The organism is Vreelandella sulfidaeris Esulfide1, from assembly GCF_054072535.1.
This window is the reverse complement of the sequence record NZ_CM133364.1, coordinates 2,214,324-2,228,348: the sequence shown is the minus strand read 5'-3', so window position 1 is coordinate 2,228,348 and position 14,025 is coordinate 2,214,324. Positions and strand designations below refer to the sequence as shown.

General features: G+C 51.5%; 17 protein-coding genes. 15 read left to right on the top strand and 2 right to left on the bottom strand.

The window, feature by feature from the left end:
• Positions 1 to 13 precede the first annotated feature (13 nt).
• Positions 14 to 205, bottom strand: a complete 192-nt coding sequence (locus ACW44H_RS10440) for a DUF2909 domain-containing protein (protein WP_113270720.1) — start codon at positions 203 to 205, stop codon at positions 14 to 16.
• Between ACW44H_RS10440 and ACW44H_RS10435 the strand changes: the two genes are divergently transcribed.
• From ACW44H_RS10435 to ACW44H_RS10375, 13 genes are all read left to right on the top strand, one after another.
• The gene (locus ACW44H_RS10435) at positions 204 to 923 is read left to right on the top strand and encodes an SURF1 family protein (RefSeq protein WP_457504406.1); all 720 of its coding nucleotides are present in this window, start codon (positions 204 to 206) and stop codon (positions 921 to 923) included. The two genes, ACW44H_RS10440 and ACW44H_RS10435, sit on opposite strands and share 2 nt — an antisense overlap.
• 6 nt (positions 924 to 929) lie before the next feature.
• Positions 930 to 1,442: a hypothetical protein gene (locus tag ACW44H_RS10430; RefSeq protein WP_457504405.1), complete on the top strand. Its 513-nt coding sequence runs from the start codon at positions 930 to 932 to the stop codon at positions 1,440 to 1,442.
• Between the two features lie 32 nt (positions 1,443 to 1,474).
• Positions 1,475 to 2,524 carry a COX15/CtaA family protein gene (locus tag ACW44H_RS10425; protein WP_457504404.1) on the top strand — a complete coding sequence of 350 codons (1,050 nt, stop codon included), beginning with the start codon at positions 1,475 to 1,477 and terminating at the stop codon, positions 2,522 to 2,524.
• Between the two features lie 15 nt (positions 2,525 to 2,539).
• Positions 2,540 to 3,457 (top strand): heme o synthase, encoded by a 918-nt coding sequence (gene cyoE, locus ACW44H_RS10420; protein WP_457504403.1) that lies wholly within the window; start codon positions 2,540 to 2,542, stop codon positions 3,455 to 3,457.
• Positions 3,458 to 3,587: 130 nt separating this feature from the next.
• Positions 3,588 to 4,055 (top strand): DUF2489 domain-containing protein, encoded by a 468-nt coding sequence (locus tag ACW44H_RS10415; protein ID WP_113270715.1) that lies wholly within the window; start codon positions 3,588 to 3,590, stop codon positions 4,053 to 4,055.
• Positions 4,056 to 4,363: 308 nt separating this feature from the next.
• Complete coding sequence (locus ACW44H_RS10410; RefSeq protein ID WP_457504402.1) at positions 4,364 to 5,233, top strand: OmpA family protein; 870 nt, start codon at positions 4,364 to 4,366, stop codon at positions 5,231 to 5,233.
• A 232-nt stretch (positions 5,234 to 5,465) separates the two neighbouring features.
• A complete protein-coding gene (gene thrS / locus ACW44H_RS10405; protein WP_457504401.1) occupies positions 5,466 to 7,388 on the top strand; it encodes a threonine--tRNA ligase in 1,923 nt (640 codons plus the stop codon).
• A gap of 60 nt (positions 7,389 to 7,448) precedes the next feature.
• On the top strand, positions 7,449 to 7,940 hold the full coding sequence (infC, locus tag ACW44H_RS10400) for a translation initiation factor IF-3 (RefSeq protein WP_008957470.1): 492 nt from the start codon (positions 7,449 to 7,451) through the stop codon (positions 7,938 to 7,940).
• 82 nt (positions 7,941 to 8,022) lie between these two features.
• On the top strand, positions 8,023 to 8,217 hold the full coding sequence (rpmI, locus tag ACW44H_RS10395) for a 50S ribosomal protein L35 (RefSeq protein ID WP_009724291.1): 195 nt from the start codon (positions 8,023 to 8,025) through the stop codon (positions 8,215 to 8,217).
• Between the two features lie 64 nt (positions 8,218 to 8,281).
• Positions 8,282 to 8,635: a 50S ribosomal protein L20 gene (rplT, locus tag ACW44H_RS10390; protein ID WP_007114344.1), complete on the top strand. Its 354-nt coding sequence runs from the start codon at positions 8,282 to 8,284 to the stop codon at positions 8,633 to 8,635.
• 159 nt (positions 8,636 to 8,794) lie between these two features.
• A complete protein-coding gene (pheS, locus tag ACW44H_RS10385; protein ID WP_113270712.1) occupies positions 8,795 to 9,814 on the top strand; it encodes a phenylalanine--tRNA ligase subunit alpha in 1,020 nt (339 codons plus the stop codon).
• Between the two features lie 26 nt (positions 9,815 to 9,840).
• Complete coding sequence (gene pheT, locus ACW44H_RS10380) at positions 9,841 to 12,222, top strand: phenylalanine--tRNA ligase subunit beta (RefSeq protein ID WP_457504399.1); 2,382 nt, start codon at positions 9,841 to 9,843, stop codon at positions 12,220 to 12,222.
• A 127-nt stretch (positions 12,223 to 12,349) separates the two neighbouring features.
• On the top strand, positions 12,350 to 12,649 hold the full coding sequence (locus tag ACW44H_RS10375; protein WP_007114341.1) for an integration host factor subunit alpha: 300 nt from the start codon (positions 12,350 to 12,352) through the stop codon (positions 12,647 to 12,649).
• A gap of 142 nt (positions 12,650 to 12,791) precedes the next feature.
• On the opposite strand, the gene ACW44H_RS10370 is transcribed toward ACW44H_RS10375, so the two are convergent.
• Positions 12,792 to 12,998, bottom strand: coding sequence for a DUF2788 domain-containing protein (locus ACW44H_RS10370; protein WP_113270710.1), 207 nt, complete (start codon positions 12,996 to 12,998; stop codon positions 12,792 to 12,794).
• Between the two features lie 143 nt (positions 12,999 to 13,141).
• On the opposite strand from ACW44H_RS10370, the gene ACW44H_RS10365 reads away from it, so the two are divergent.
• Positions 13,142 to 13,606, top strand: a complete 465-nt coding sequence (locus tag ACW44H_RS10365; protein WP_457504398.1) for a flavodoxin — start codon at positions 13,142 to 13,144, stop codon at positions 13,604 to 13,606.
• A 3-nt stretch (positions 13,607 to 13,609) separates the two neighbouring features.
• The gene (locus ACW44H_RS10360; protein ID WP_113270708.1) at positions 13,610 to 13,984 is read left to right on the top strand and encodes a hypothetical protein; all 375 of its coding nucleotides are present in this window, start codon (positions 13,610 to 13,612) and stop codon (positions 13,982 to 13,984) included.
• Positions 13,985 to 14,025: the final 41 nt, after the last annotated feature.

Sequence of the window (14,025 nt, the reverse complement as noted above, 5' to 3'; positions counted from 1 at the left end):
CCTAGCTAATGCTTTAGCCCAACTGACCCGACCAGAAACCAAAAATAATAAGTGCCATTAGCAGGCAGGCTAATCCAATCCGCCATTTGAGAGAGTTAAGTAGGCGGCGGGAAGAGCCTGTATCACGCAGCAAGAAGCCTGCTCCCATGGCCAGGCTGATAACCATCGCTATGAATACGGCGGCAATGAGTAGTTGTAACCACATGATGAAAACCTCTCGGCAATGGCATTTTTATGGTTGGTATCTATTCTGGATTATGTGGGTAGCGTTAGGCACCTGTTTAGGACTATGGCAGTGGGAGCGGGCAGATGACAAGCGGTTATCCATGGCCATTCGTGAAGCAGCCCCTGCATTGGTGCAACCTACCATGCAGCCAGCCCAAGGCGCTCAGATCACGCTACGAGGTGAGTACTTGGCGGAGCATACACTCTATTTGGATAATCGAATTGTCGACGGAAGTGTTGGCGTGGCAGCACTAACCCCATTACGTGATAGCTATGGACAGCTCTGGTTGGTACAGCGAGGTTTTTTAGCAACAGGACCCCATCGCGAGCCTCCCCAAGCAGCTACTCCCAGTGGCACGATTGAGCTGACTGGCGAGTGGCAGGACGTTCAGGCGGGAGGGCCATTATATGGAGACAATAGAGAAGGCGTGAGGCTGCAGCAGCTGAGTCTTGAGCCGTGGCGGGCTTCGTTAGGAGTGTTTAGCTACTCGGGGTGGGTGCATGCTAGCGAAGGCGATGGGGTGCTGACCCCGTGGTGGCAGCCCAATGTAATGCCGCCTAGTCGACACATGGGCTACGCGTTTCAGTGGTGGGGGTTAGCATTGGCAGCCCTGGTGGTAATGCTTGTCGGCGGTCAACGATTGCGTCGCGATGAAACTCAAGAGCAATCGTTAGGTAATAAAAATAAAGAGGGTTGAGTAAATATGAAGGATGTCAAAAACATTCGCCGCCAACGGCTCAAGTTGATACTTATCTTTATGATATTCGCGGCGCCCGTGGTTGCCGCCTGGGGAATGGTAGAGTTACGAATCGGCATTCCTGACCGCCATACGGCGCATGGTGATATCGACCTTGAATTACCTATGCTCAGTGAGTGGCCTTTAATAAAAAAGCCGACCACAAGTGGACAAAATGAGTGGACATTGGCGTTTGATTGCAGCCAAGAGTGTGTGAAACGTAAAGATGAATTATGGCGACTGCATCGCGCGCTAGGGCGAGATGCGCCAAGGTTAAAGCGATTGCGAATCGGTGGGGATTCTGAGCCCCTCCCTGGAGAGGTGACTAATGAGTGGCAACAGTTACCTTTTTGGCGAGAAGAAAATGCCGTGTGGTTACTTGACCCCCTGGGGCGCCCAGCATTGGCATTTGACGCAGCAGTCGCAACTAAATTCGTGCTCGATGATATCCAGCATTTATTTAAAGTAAACCCTCAATAACGTGCGCTAACGTCTGATGTTAAGGAAACGCCATGCCCGGTTCATTTGATCGCCGCTTGCGGTGGCTAGTGTGGTTAACATTATTAGGCACTGTGTTTACCACGGTGGTGATGTTGGTAGGAGCCTGGACACGTCTGGTTGATGCTGGTTTAGGCTGTCCAGACTGGCCGGGATGCTACGGGAAACTGTTAGTTCCTGACAGTGATCTTGCTACGCTGCGCCATCCCGATGTCCCGCTGGAGCCTTTTAAGGCATGGGTAGAAATGGTTCATCGCTACATTGCCAGCTTACTGGGAATCTTGGTCATGGCCGTTGTAGCACTAGGTTGGCCATTGCGTCATCGCCGCGGTTATCCATGGCGGCTAAGTTTACTGCTGCTTGCGGTGATCATATTACAAGGCGCTTTTGGCGCCTTTACGGTTACGCTTCAGTTATGGCCTCAAGTCGTTACCCTCCATCTGTTAGGTGGGCTGAGCGTATTGTTACTGTTCTTTTGGTTGCATTTACGCTTGCGCCGCTCCGTGATAAGCCAAGCAGACGAACCGCGACGAGGTAATCTGTGGTGGGGTGTTGCTGCGTGTTTGTTGGTAACGCAGTTGGCGCTTGGTGGGTGGGTCTCAAGTAATTATGCCGGTATCGCTTGCCAGGGTTTCCCAACCTGTAACGGCCAGTGGTTGCCCGCCATGGACATCAGTGAAGGCTTTCATCTTACCCAAACCGTCGGCCCAAACTACCTGCATGGGCAGTTGCATGCTGATGCACGCACTGCAATTCAGGTTGTGCACCGCTTAGGCGCTCTCTTGCTGGGAGCTGCGCTAGTAGCGCTTTGGTGGCGTTATTGGCATTGGCAGAACGTTACAAGACCACTAGCGATTGTTGTTTCGTTATTCACTCTCCAGGCTATTTTAGGCATCGCCAATGTGCTGCTATGGCTTCCTTTATGGCTGGCATTGCTACATACGGCAGGCGCCATTGCGTTAACGATTGGACTCGTTTGGGCGTGGTGGTGCTGGCGTTATCATGAGGCTGGCGCTTATTCGGCGAATTCTTTTACGGCTTACAACAACGTCATCGCTGACTGAAGAGGTAGGGCTACCATGCGAAATATAACAATGACACTGCCTACGGCACGGTCTTCTTTGACGTGGAGCTGGAAGGAGCTACTTGGCCTCTGCAAAATAAAAGTAGTGGCTGTGATGTTGGTGTGTACCGCCGTAGGTATGGCATTAGCAACCCCAGGGCTACCGCCGCTGGCTAACGTGGTTATGGGCTTACTGGGTATCGGTTTGGCCTCTTGCGGTGCGGCTGCTTTTAATCACGTCATCGACCGGCATCTGGACGCGGTGATGACGCGTACCTCCCGTCGTCCAGTAGCTAGCAAGCGGCTGCCCGTGGTGGTCGCGCTTGGCTGGGCAACGTTGCTGTCCATCGCTGGTGTTGTGCTGTTAGCGTGGCAGGTTAACCCTTTAACCGCTGCGTTGACCTTTGCATCCTTAATCGGTTATGCGTTGATTTATACGGCTTTCTTAAAGCGAGCTACGCCTCAAAACATCGTCATTGGAGGGCTGGCTGGGGCGGCGCCTCCACTGCTGGGTTGGGTTGCCGTTACAGGGCAAATTTCTCCTGAACCACTGCTGCTGATGCTGATTATTTTTGCCTGGACCCCGCCGCATTTCTGGGCGCTGGCTATTCACAAATGTGATGACTATTCACGTGCGGGTATTCCAATGCTGCCCGTGACGCATGGTGTTCCTTTTACACGGCTGCAAATTTGGTTGTATGGGTGGTTAACCGTGTTGGCCACCTTACTGCCAATAATGATTGGGATGAGTGGCGCCCTCTACTTTTTAGTAGTGTTGTGTCTAAATGCGCGCTTTATGGTTTGGAACTGGCGAGTGTGGCGCGGGCTGGATTCGACTGCACCTATCGGCGCTTTTTGGTTCTCCATTCGTTATCTGTTAGGGGTTTTCGGCGCGTTATTACTCGATCACTATGCAACGTCGCTATCTTGGTAAGCTAGGGAGAAGGTGGCGAAAGAAGTAACTTTCAGTTAGATAGAGCTCAGATATGGAAGCCATTAGGCGAATGGTGGTATAAGGGTGTACAATTTTCGTCAAGTAATTTATACGCTTAATGAGGAGATTCATGAACTCAATAGGAGCGCTGGTATTACTGGCGGTAGCGATTACAGTAATTATAGGGCTATGCCTCTACGCATGGTCTTTACGCAAAGAAGTGAGTCGTCGAGAGGCTTTCCGGCGCGATGAGGATGCTCGCGCCCAACAAAACAGTTTAGAAAATCTTGATTATGTGGCGGGTGCACTGGTTCAAGAGCAAGTGGATATTACTGAAGGTGCCTGGCGTTGTAAGGTGCTTTTAGAAATCATTGATCCTAGTTTAACTGAAAGATCTGAATTTAAGGCGTTTGCCGAACACTATAGCCGCACTCAGCACTTGAAAACGCACTCCGCCCGTCAGCAATTGACCGCTCGTGAGCGTATGCAGGAAGACAAAGAGCGAATAATGGCTGAAAACGAGATGCGTGAAGCTGTATTAGAAGCTGCTCGGGCAGTGCTAAAATGGCGTGCCGAAGGCGGAAAGGCCCTACACTAAGAATTGATTTTGAGCGGTTTTTAACCGCCAAGAAGTATAGCGAGCTAACTTTTAGTGCTCATCTTGGTAGTTTTGCTATGCTGAGTGGTGTCGGTATTGGCAAGAAGTTGATATGTTGGCATTGTTGCCTTCTTGCGCTTAAGCGTTAATGATAGGCACACCGTTTTGTATCGGCTGGGGACATGGTTTTCTAGACATTAACCAGCTATGCAGGACAGGCGAAAAATGGATGCTCTCGCAAATAAGAAGCATTGGATAGATTTGGTCACTTATGGCCATTTCAGCATTGGATCAAGAAGGAGTCTTGCATGAAAAAATCAACGACTGGCTTGCTAATCGGTTCTGCCCTGGTAGTTGGCCTCTCTGGCTGTGCTAGTTCAGCATCACAGTCTTCCGGCCAATCAAGTGCTAGTAGCGACCGTAGCTGGTATCAGCATCCTGCGGTATGTGGTCTGGCAGGCGGTGTTATCGGCGGCAGTATTGGCTATGCCACCAGTGGCGAATCTGATGAAACGAACGGTGCTGCAACAGGTGCTGCAGCAGGCGCTGCTATCGGCGGCCTACTGTGTGCGGATCGCACACCTGAGCCGGTTGCTCCTCAGTGCCCGAGCTATGGCGAAGTGCCTGCTGGTGTTGCAGTTGACGCCGAAGGTTGCCCGCTAGACTCTGACGGTGACGGCGTTCCGGATTACCGTGATCAGTGCCCAGGCACCCCCGCCGGCGTTGAAGTTAACGCTAATGGTTGCCCGCTTGACTCCGATAACGATGGCGTGCCGGATTACCGTGATCAGTGCCCGAACACCCCAGCAGGTGCAGAAGTTAACGCACTGGGTTGCCCAGACAGCGTAATTCTGAAAGAAGTTAACTTTGAGTTTGATTCTGCACAGTTGACATCAACTGCACAGAGCGTGCTCGACGGTGTTGCTGAGCGTCTGGTTAACAACCCTGACGTGCGCGTAAGCATCGAAGGTCATACTGATTCACGCGGTTCCGACGAGTACAACAAAGACTTGTCACAAGAGCGTGCACAGTCTGTTGCTAATTACCTTGCTGAGCAGGGCGTAGCTTCTGACCGTATGCAAGCAGTAGGTTACGGCGAAGAGTTCCCGATCGCGACCAATGAAACCGAAGAAGGTCGCTTCCAGAACCGTCGTGTTGAACTGGATGAGTGGAAATAATTCCACTTATCACTTTGAGATTACTAATTGCCTAACATGAGGTGATAGTAATCGCAGCATAAAGAAGCGGGGGGCCTATGCCTCCCGTTTTTATTTTAAGCAGAGACTAATTCTGCTAGTCTTGCCGCTGTTTTTTTATTGTTAGACTAAGACCCCTAGAACATTGCCCCTAGACCATTGATAGCGAAATGTGATCCTTGGTATGGATCACCACTGCGCTCAAGGAACCTGAATGCCTATTGTTACTCTGCCCGACGGCAGTCAAAGAACGTTTGAAGACCCGCTGACCATTATGCAGCTCGCAGAATCCATTGGCCCTGGTTTGGCTAAGGCCTGTGTCGCTGGGAAAATCGATGGTGTGTTGGTGGATGCCGCTGATCTGATCGAGCAAGATGCCGAAGTGGCTATTATCACCGCGCGCGACGCTGAGGGGTTGGACATTATTCGTCACTCCTGCGCTCACCTAATCGGTCATGCGGTTAAACAGATGTACCCCGAGGCCAAAATGGCGATCGGGCCGGTCATTGATGACGGTTTTTATTATGATATCGAATTTGGTCAACCCGTCACGCCGGAGGATCTAGAGGCGATTGAAGCGCGCATGCAATCATTGATTGAGCGCGAATACGACGTCGTGCGCGAATACGTTGATCGTGACAAGGCAATGTTGACCTTTTTGCACCGTGATGAACCCTACAAGCAGGAGATTGTTCGCGATATTCCCGATAATGCGACGATCCGGCTTTATCATCACGAAGAGTACACCGACATGTGTCGTGGACCGCACGTGCCGAACACCCGACACTTAAAAGCCTTTAAGCTTACTAAATTGGCCGGTGCATATTGGCGTGGTGACGCTGCTAATACCATGCTGACGCGGATCTACGGAACTGCATGGGGCGATAAAAAACAGCTCAAGGCATACATTAAGCGTCTTGAAGAGGCAGAAAAGCGTGATCATCGTAAGTTGGCACGCCGATTAGATCTCTTTCACATGCAGGAAGAAGCGCCGGGAATGATATTTTGGCACCCAAACGGCTGGGCGCTATGGCAGCAGATCGAACAATATATGCGAGGCGTTTATAAAGAGGGCGGCTACCAGGAAATTCGCTGTCCCCAAATAATGGATGTATCGCTTTGGAAGAAGTCAGGGCACTGGGATAACTACGCCGACGGCATGTTCTTTACTGAATCTGAAAAACGTGAATACGCCCTTAAGCCTATGAATTGTCCTGGCCATGTTCAGGTGTTTAATTCTGGTTTGCGCAGCTATCGCGAACTGCCTGTTCGCTTTGGTGAGTTTGGTGGATGCCACCGTAACGAGCCATCAGGGGCTTTACACGGTATTATGCGTGTGCGGGCGTTTACTCAAGACGATGGCCACGTTTTTTGTACGGAAGCTCAAGTTGAGCCAGAAGTGACTGATTTTCATCGCCAAGCGCTAAAGGTGTACAGTGATTTTGGCTTTGAAGATATTGCGATTAAAATAGCGCTTCGCCCAGAAAAACGCATTGGCAGCGATGACGTTTGGGATCGAGCGGAAGATGCACTGCGTAGTGCGTTAAAAACGTGCGGCGTGGAATGGCAGGAACTTCCTGGCGAAGGTGCTTTCTATGGTCCCAAGATTGAATATCATATGAAAGATTGCCTAGGGCGCGAATGGCAAGTGGGTACCATGCAGGTTGACTTTATGATGCCAGAGCGTCTTGGCGCCCAGTATGTGACCGAAGAAGGCCAGCGGAAGCCACCGGTAATGTTGCATCGTGCTATCGTTGGCTCTATGGAGCGTTTCATTGGCATCTTGATTGAACATTATGCGGGCGCTATGCCATTATGGCTTGCCCCACAGCAGGCAGTAGTCATGACAATTACCGATTCACAGCGTGAATATGCAGTTGAATTGGAGAAACGCCTGCAAAAAAGTGGCTTGCGTGTTAAAGCAGACTTGAGGAACGAGAAGATCGGCTTTAAAATCCGTGAGCATACGTTACAGAAAGTTCCCTATCTCCTTGTGGTGGGAGATAAGGAAGTCGAAGCTGACTCAGTGGCCGTGCGAACTCGCAGCGGCGAAAACCTCGGTACAATGACGATCGATGAATTTATTGAACGCCATACTGCCGAGAGAGCAGCCCTGGCGACATCGTCAATTGCCTAAGGAGACGGAACGATCAAGAGAAGCAGCCAGCGAGGGCGTCCAGCAGACAAACGCCCACCAATGAACGAGCGAATTGTCGAAGAAGAAGTACGTCTTATTGGTAGCGACGGTGAACAATTGGGTGTTGTACCCACTACCGAAGCGCTAGAACGTGCTGAATCTGAAAGCTTGGACCTCGTGCAAATTTCGAATGCCGATCCCATCGTCTGTAAGATTATGGATTACGGCAAGTTCGTTTTTGAGACCAAGAAGCAGAAAGCGGCTCAAAAGAAGAAGCAGAAGCAAATCCAGGTTAAGGAAGTTAAATTCCGTCCTGGCACCGATGAAGGCGATTATCAGGTCAAGCTTAAGAACCTGACGCGCTTTCTGGAAGGTGGTGACAAGGGCAAAGTCACACTGCGCTTCCGTGGTCGTGAAATGGCGCACCAGGACATTGGTCGTAAACTAATGGAAAGGATCGCGGCAGACCTGGAAGAGATCGGAGCGGTAGAGTCTTTCCCGAAAATGGAAGGGCGCCAGATGATCATGATTATTGCCCCGAAAAAGAAGTGATCCAACGGCGATGTTAACGGGCCACTGCGAGAGTGGTGGTCGGCCCTGGGTTTTCTAAAAAATATCGAGCGGAGTTTTCCTCATGCCGAAAATCAAAAGCAACAGTGGCGCTGCCAAGCGCTTCAAGAAGACTGCTAATGGCTTTAAGCACAAACAGTCTTTCCGTAGCCACATCTTGACTAAGAAATCGACCAAGCGTAAGCGTCAACTGCGTGGAATGAAGCAAATCCACGCGTCTGATAAAGCGCTCATCCAGCGTATGCTGCCGAATCTATAAGTCGGGTTTTCGTTTTTCTGAGCGCACAAATTTTTTGCCTCAGCCTTAAAGTCAGGAGTGTGTTATGACTCGAGTTAAACGTGGCGTAGTAGCGCGTCGTCGCCATAAAAAAGTATTGAAACTTGCTAAAGGTTACTACGGTGCCCGTTCGCGCGTTTTCCGCGTTGCCAAGCAAGCCGTTATCAAAGCAGGTCAGTATGCGTACCGTGACCGCCGCAACCGTAAGCGCCAGTTCCGCGCGCTGTGGATCCAGCGTATCAACGCTGGTGCACGCGTCAATGGTATGTCTTACAGCCGCTTTGTTGGCGGTCTCAAGAAAGCCGGTATCGAAATCGACCGTAAAGTATTGGCCGATTTGGCAGTACACGAGAAGGCTGCATTTGCTGCCATCGTGGAAAAAGCCAAGGCTGCCCAATAAGGTAGTTTGTGCTGGGCTTTTGCCTGTGCAACGTGCCTGAGGTCATTTAAGAGTGACCCATACAGGGGAAGAGCAGCCGCTCTTCCCCTGTTTTTTTGTCACCTTCAACGTGCTACGCCATCTTCACGGATGGACACCGCTTAATTCGGAGTGAAACGGATGGATCACCTTCCTACTCTGGTATCTGAGGCTCGCGACGCCATTCAGGCTGCGCAGAGTGTCGCCGCACTAGACGAGTTACGAGTACGCTACTTAGGTAAGAAAGGTGAGGTAACTGCCTTGCTGAAAGGCCTGGGAAAACTGTCAGCCGAAGAGCGCCCGGCAGCGGGAGAGCGTATTAATCAGGCCAAGCAAACCCTAGCCTACGAAATTGATGCCAAACGCCAGCAGCTTGAAAGTGCTGCGCTGAATGCCCGTTTGGCCGCTGAGAGTATCGATGTCACGTTGCCGGGGCGTGGCCAGGCCGAAGGCGGTCTTCATCCTGTGACGCGTACGCTTGAGCGCATAGAAGGGCTGTTCACTCGTATCGGTTATGATGTGGCAGTAGGGCCTGAAATTGAAGACGACTATCACAATTTTGAAGCGCTCAATATTCCTGCCCACCACCCCGCCCGTGGTATGGCAGATACCTTCTATTTTGATGCCACACGCCTACTGCGGACGCACACTTCGCCGGTGCAAGTGCGCACCATGAAAAGCAGCGAGCCGCCTATCCGTATTGTTTGTCCAGGACGCGTTTATCGCAGCGACTCGGATTTAACCCATACGCCCATGTTCCATCAAGTGGAAGGGTTGTTGGTTGATGAGGATGTCAGCTTTGCTGACCTTAAAGGCACCATCGAAGATTTTTTGCAGGCATTTTTCGAGCGCGACGATCTATCGGTGCGTTTCCGTCCTTCCTACTTCCCATTCACTGAACCTTCTGCAGAAGTGGATATTCAGTGCGTGATGTGTAGTGGGGCAGGCTGTCGCGTCTGTTCCCATAGCGGTTGGCTGGAAGTGATGGGCTGCGGCATGGTGCATCCTGAAGTGTTCAGGCATTCAGGTATTGATACTGAGCGCTATACCGGTTTTGCTTTCGGAATGGGGGCAGAGCGTTTGGCAATGCTGCGCTACGGCGTAAATGATTTACGCCTGTTCTTTGAAAACGATCTGCGTTTTTTACGTCAATTCGCTTAAGACCGCCGCCGAATACAGGATCAACGATGAAATTTTCAGAACTGTGGCTGCGCGAGTGGGTTTCGCCGCAGCTTGAAACGCAGGCAATGGCCGATCAAATCACCATGGCGGGCTTGGAAGTCGATGCCGTTGAAGCGGTAGCCGCCGAATTCAGCGGTGTCGTCGTGGCTGAGGTGCTGAGTAAAGAGAAGCACCCTGACGCGGACAAGCTCAATGTTTGCACCGTTAATGACGGTACCGGTGAGCCTGTTCAGGTCGTTTGCGGTGCGCCCAATGTCGATATTGGTCAGAAAGTGCCTTTTGCCCAGGTGGGTGGTGTACTCCCAGGTGACTTTAAAATCAAAAAGGCCAAGCTGCGTGGTGTCGAATCGCGCGGCATGATTTGCTCTGCATCCGAACTGGGGCTTGAAGAAGAGACCTCGCCCGGCATTCTGGTGCTATCGTCAGCGGCGCCAGTGGGTATTGATTTCAGAGAGTTCATGCATCTTAACGACATGACGATTGAAGTCGATCTGACGCCCAATCGCGGTGACTGCCTTAGCATTAAGGGGTTGTCCCGTGAAGTGGGTGTGCTTAACCGATTGCCTGTTAACGGGCCAATGATAGAACCGGTGGCTGCTGAGGTTGAGGATAGCTTCACGGTTAGCATTGAAGCACCTGAGCAGTGTCCTCGCTATATTGGTCGTGTTATCAAGGGCGTGAGTGTTAAGGCTGAAACACCGCTTTGGATGGTAGAGCGGTTGCGTCGCAGTGGCGTACGTTCTATTGATCCAGTGGTGGATATTACCAACTACGTCATGCTGGAACTTGGCCAGCCGCTACATGCTTTTGATCGTGACAACTTGCAAGAAGGCATCGTTGTTCGCATGGCCAAGCCGGGCGAGAAGTTAACGCTACTGGATGGTAGCGACGTAGCGCTGCGCCCTGAAACACTGGTTATCGCCGATCACTCTGGACCACTTGCCATGGCAGGGGTGATGGGGGGCGAAAACTCCGGGGTTAATGTAAATACCCAGACTATTTTTCTTGAATCAGCGTTCTTTACGCCACTTGCCATTGCTGGGCAAGCGCGCTCTTACGGGCTGCATACCGATGCATCGCATCGCTTTGAGCGCGGTGTCGACCCGCAGTTAACGCCCGTTGCCGTCGAGCGTGCCACCCAGCTTTTAATTGAAATTTGCGGCGGCCAAGCTGGGCCAGTGGTTGAAGCGCAAAGTGCCGAGCACATGCCCGCAGAGCGTTCGATGCTATTGCGCAGTGCGCGGTTAGAGAAGGCGCTTTCCAAGACGCTCGATAGCGATGATGTGACAGACATTTTGCAGCGCTTAGGGCTTGATGTCAGCGTGCAGGATGCCGGTTGGGCAGTCACCGCGCCAAGCTGGCGTTTTGACCTAGCCATCGAAGAGGATCTCATCGAAGAAGTAGCGCGTATCCATGGCTACAATAATTTGCCGGTTCGCCGCCCGGCGGCACGCTTGGCACTTCGCTCCGCGGACGAGGCAACGCTTACCCAGGCACGACTACGGCGGCAGATGGTTGCTCGTGGCTTCCAGGAGGCGATTACCTACAGCTTTGTTGCGCCTGAGTTGCAAGCGGCGCTGTTGCCCGATGCCGTGACGCCTGTGCTTGCCAATCCTATCTCGGCTGATTTATCGGTAATGCGCGCAAGCTTATTTCCCGGCCTGATTCGCGCCATGGAGCATAACCTCAATCGGCAGCAAACCCGCGTGCGATTATTTGAAACCGGGCTAGTATTTAATGGCGAGTTGGATGCGTTATCGCAGGTGCCGATGCTGGGTGCTTTAGTATGTGGACCACGTGAAGCAGAAGGGTGGAGTGGCGCAAAAGACCGCGTCGACTTTTATGACCTTAAAGGTGATCTAGAAAGCGTGATCGCCTTGGGCGGCGAAGGCGATTCTTGGCGGTTCGAGCCCGCAGAGCACCCCTCGCTTCATCCTGGGCAAAGTGCGCAGCTATTGCATAACGGCGAACCTGCCGGCTGGATTGGCACGCTGCACCCGCAAGTGCGCGCAACGCTGGGTTTGAAAATGGATGCTGTGTTGTTTGAAGTGCGCTTGGATATGCTAAGCCAAGGCAGTGTGCCGGCCTTTGAACCGCTATCTCGCTTTCCCGAGGTGCGTCGTGATTTGGCGTTTATACTCAAGGAAGCCACCCCTGTTCAATCATTGTTGGATTGTGCCAGAGAGCAAGCGGGGGATTACCTGCAGGATATTAAGCTATTTGACGTTTATGCGGGTAAAGGAGTCGCTGAAGGCCATAAGAGTATTGCGTTGGGCTTGACCTGGCAGCATCCATCGCGCACGCTAAACGATGAAGAAATCAATCAGTTGGTTGATTCAATTGTGACACAAGTGCGTGTCAAGCTGGATGCGGAGCTGCGCGGCTAGTCAGTATCTAAATAAGTACTTAGGCCCCGCCACGATGCTTATCACGCTCTTGGCAATGCGTTTGCTACTGTACATTTGATGCAGTGCGTTTGCTGCTGTATTTGCTTCAAGGATAAGGAGAAGCCTTATGGGTGCATTGACCAAAGCAGAGCTTGCTGAGCATTTACATGCTGAGCTAGCGCTGTCTAAGCGGGAAGCAAAAGCCATGGTCGAAGCTTTTTTTGAAGAGATTCGAGCCTGTCTTCGCGAGAACGAACAGGTAAAGCTTTCAGGCTTTGGTAACTTTGATCTGCGTGATAAGCGCGAACGTCCAGGACGTAATCCTAAAACCGGTGAAGAAATCCCCATCTCAGCTCGCAGAGTGGTGACTTTTCGCCCTGGGCAGAAGCTCAAGCAGCAGGTTGAGCACTATGTAGGTGATGAGTAGACCCTGGCTTATTAATTTCGGTCTGCTTAATGGTCGCTCTCTACCCTCATTTATCTAAAGGAGTGCCTTCGGGCGCTCCTTTTCTCATGCTAATGCGGGCGAATGGTCGGTAGGACGGTTATGGATGAGCTTCCCCAAGCCCCTAAATACCGCCTCCTTCGATCAGCCAGGTAATAACTACCTTTAAGACGTAACCCAGCATGCCGGCCCCTAGTACAACGAACAGCATAACGGTGCCAAATTTCCCGGCATTCGATTTTTTGGCTAAATCCCAGATAATAAAACACATAAATATAATTAAGCCGCCAATCATTAGCGGTGTGATCCAAGTCTCGAAGGTTTGCTGCATAATCTCTCCCGTTTGATGTGTCTGCATCGTCTGTTGGCGTAATGTGTTTCAATTTGCCGAGCCATGTTAATATTTGAGCAAATTAATCGGGTATTTGTCGACTTGACGGTTGGCACTGTGACACTTTGACAGGGGGAGTGACGATGCCAAAACTAAATATTTTAGTGGGCACAATGTATGGTGGCGCCCTAGATGTGGCGGAGCAGGTGAAACCCTTATTTGAACAAGCCGGTTACACCGTTGCTATCCTTGAACAGCCTACTATAGATGATATTACCAGTGACGCCGCTGATCTTACGTTGTTCAGTGTATCGACCACGGGTAGCGGTGATTTCCCGGGTGGCTTTGTGCCCTTCGTACGTAATGTGCGTGATCAAAGTCCTTCGCTCACGTCGCTCCGCTACGGAATCATTGCATTGGGCGATAGCTCTTACGGGGACACCTTTTGTGGTGCTGGCAGGACACTCGATTCTCTGCTGGAAGAGCATGGCGCGACCCGTTTAGGTGAGCGTTTAGAAATTGATGCCATGGAGACGTTTATGGCCGATGATGCGGCCATACCATGGGTGGAAGAGTGGATCGTTACTCAGCAACTGGAGGTTGCTTAATCGATGCAACAAGCTGCTTCGTCGCCTGAGCGTGTTAGCGTTGCTATAGGTTTATGTGTCGTTATGCTGGCAGCGCTGCCTCGCTATATAGCGGGTGGGTATGAAACCCGCCAGACGCTTATTGTTATCGCCTTGGCGCTGGTTGCGTTTGTGGCAGCTGTACAGTGGCGCTTGCTGACAGTAGACGCGCGGCAAAGGTTGCCCAAGTTGTTTAAACGGCTATTGGTAATGCTGTTGCTTGGTACGGTGTTAATGGGTCTCTGGCACGTACTGTTCACTGATTGGATCAGTTGGCAGGTTTTTATTTCCCATGGTGCAACCCTCGGTGTGCTCCTCCATGCGCTAAGCCTAGGGTGGACAGATAAACGTCAGGGGTAATCTTTTAGTTTGTGGCATGCGTATACCTAGCTAGCGACCAA

What these genes read in the sequence shown, in the direction of transcription:
- ACW44H_RS10435 (WP_457504406.1), top strand. Translation starts at nt 204, where the DNA reads ATGATGAAAACCTCTCGGCAATGGCATTTTTATGGTTGGTATCTATTC.
- ACW44H_RS10440 (WP_113270720.1), bottom strand. Translation starts at nt 205, where the DNA reads ATGTGGTTACAACTACTCATTGCCGCCGTATTCATAGCGATGGTTATC.
- ACW44H_RS10430 (WP_457504405.1), top strand. Translation starts at nt 930, where the DNA reads ATGAAGGATGTCAAAAACATTCGCCGCCAACGGCTCAAGTTGATACTT.
- ACW44H_RS10425 (WP_457504404.1), top strand. Translation starts at nt 1,475, where the DNA reads ATGCCCGGTTCATTTGATCGCCGCTTGCGGTGGCTAGTGTGGTTAACA.
- cyoE (WP_457504403.1), top strand. Translation starts at nt 2,540, where the DNA reads ATGCGAAATATAACAATGACACTGCCTACGGCACGGTCTTCTTTGACG.
- ACW44H_RS10415 (WP_113270715.1), top strand. Translation starts at nt 3,588, where the DNA reads ATGAACTCAATAGGAGCGCTGGTATTACTGGCGGTAGCGATTACAGTA.
- ACW44H_RS10410 (WP_457504402.1), top strand. Translation starts at nt 4,364, where the DNA reads ATGAAAAAATCAACGACTGGCTTGCTAATCGGTTCTGCCCTGGTAGTT.
- thrS (WP_457504401.1), top strand. Translation starts at nt 5,466, where the DNA reads ATGCCTATTGTTACTCTGCCCGACGGCAGTCAAAGAACGTTTGAAGAC.
- infC (WP_008957470.1), top strand. Translation starts at nt 7,449, where the DNA reads ATGAACGAGCGAATTGTCGAAGAAGAAGTACGTCTTATTGGTAGCGAC.
- rpmI (WP_009724291.1), top strand. Translation starts at nt 8,023, where the DNA reads ATGCCGAAAATCAAAAGCAACAGTGGCGCTGCCAAGCGCTTCAAGAAG.
- rplT (WP_007114344.1), top strand. Translation starts at nt 8,282, where the DNA reads ATGACTCGAGTTAAACGTGGCGTAGTAGCGCGTCGTCGCCATAAAAAA.
- pheS (WP_113270712.1), top strand. Translation starts at nt 8,795, where the DNA reads ATGGATCACCTTCCTACTCTGGTATCTGAGGCTCGCGACGCCATTCAG.
- pheT (WP_457504399.1), top strand. Translation starts at nt 9,841, where the DNA reads ATGAAATTTTCAGAACTGTGGCTGCGCGAGTGGGTTTCGCCGCAGCTT.
- ACW44H_RS10375 (WP_007114341.1), top strand. Translation starts at nt 12,350, where the DNA reads ATGGGTGCATTGACCAAAGCAGAGCTTGCTGAGCATTTACATGCTGAG.
- ACW44H_RS10370 (WP_113270710.1), bottom strand. Translation starts at nt 12,998, where the DNA reads ATGCAGCAAACCTTCGAGACTTGGATCACACCGCTAATGATTGGCGGC.
- ACW44H_RS10365 (WP_457504398.1), top strand. Translation starts at nt 13,142, where the DNA reads ATGCCAAAACTAAATATTTTAGTGGGCACAATGTATGGTGGCGCCCTA.
- ACW44H_RS10360 (WP_113270708.1), top strand. Translation starts at nt 13,610, where the DNA reads ATGCAACAAGCTGCTTCGTCGCCTGAGCGTGTTAGCGTTGCTATAGGT.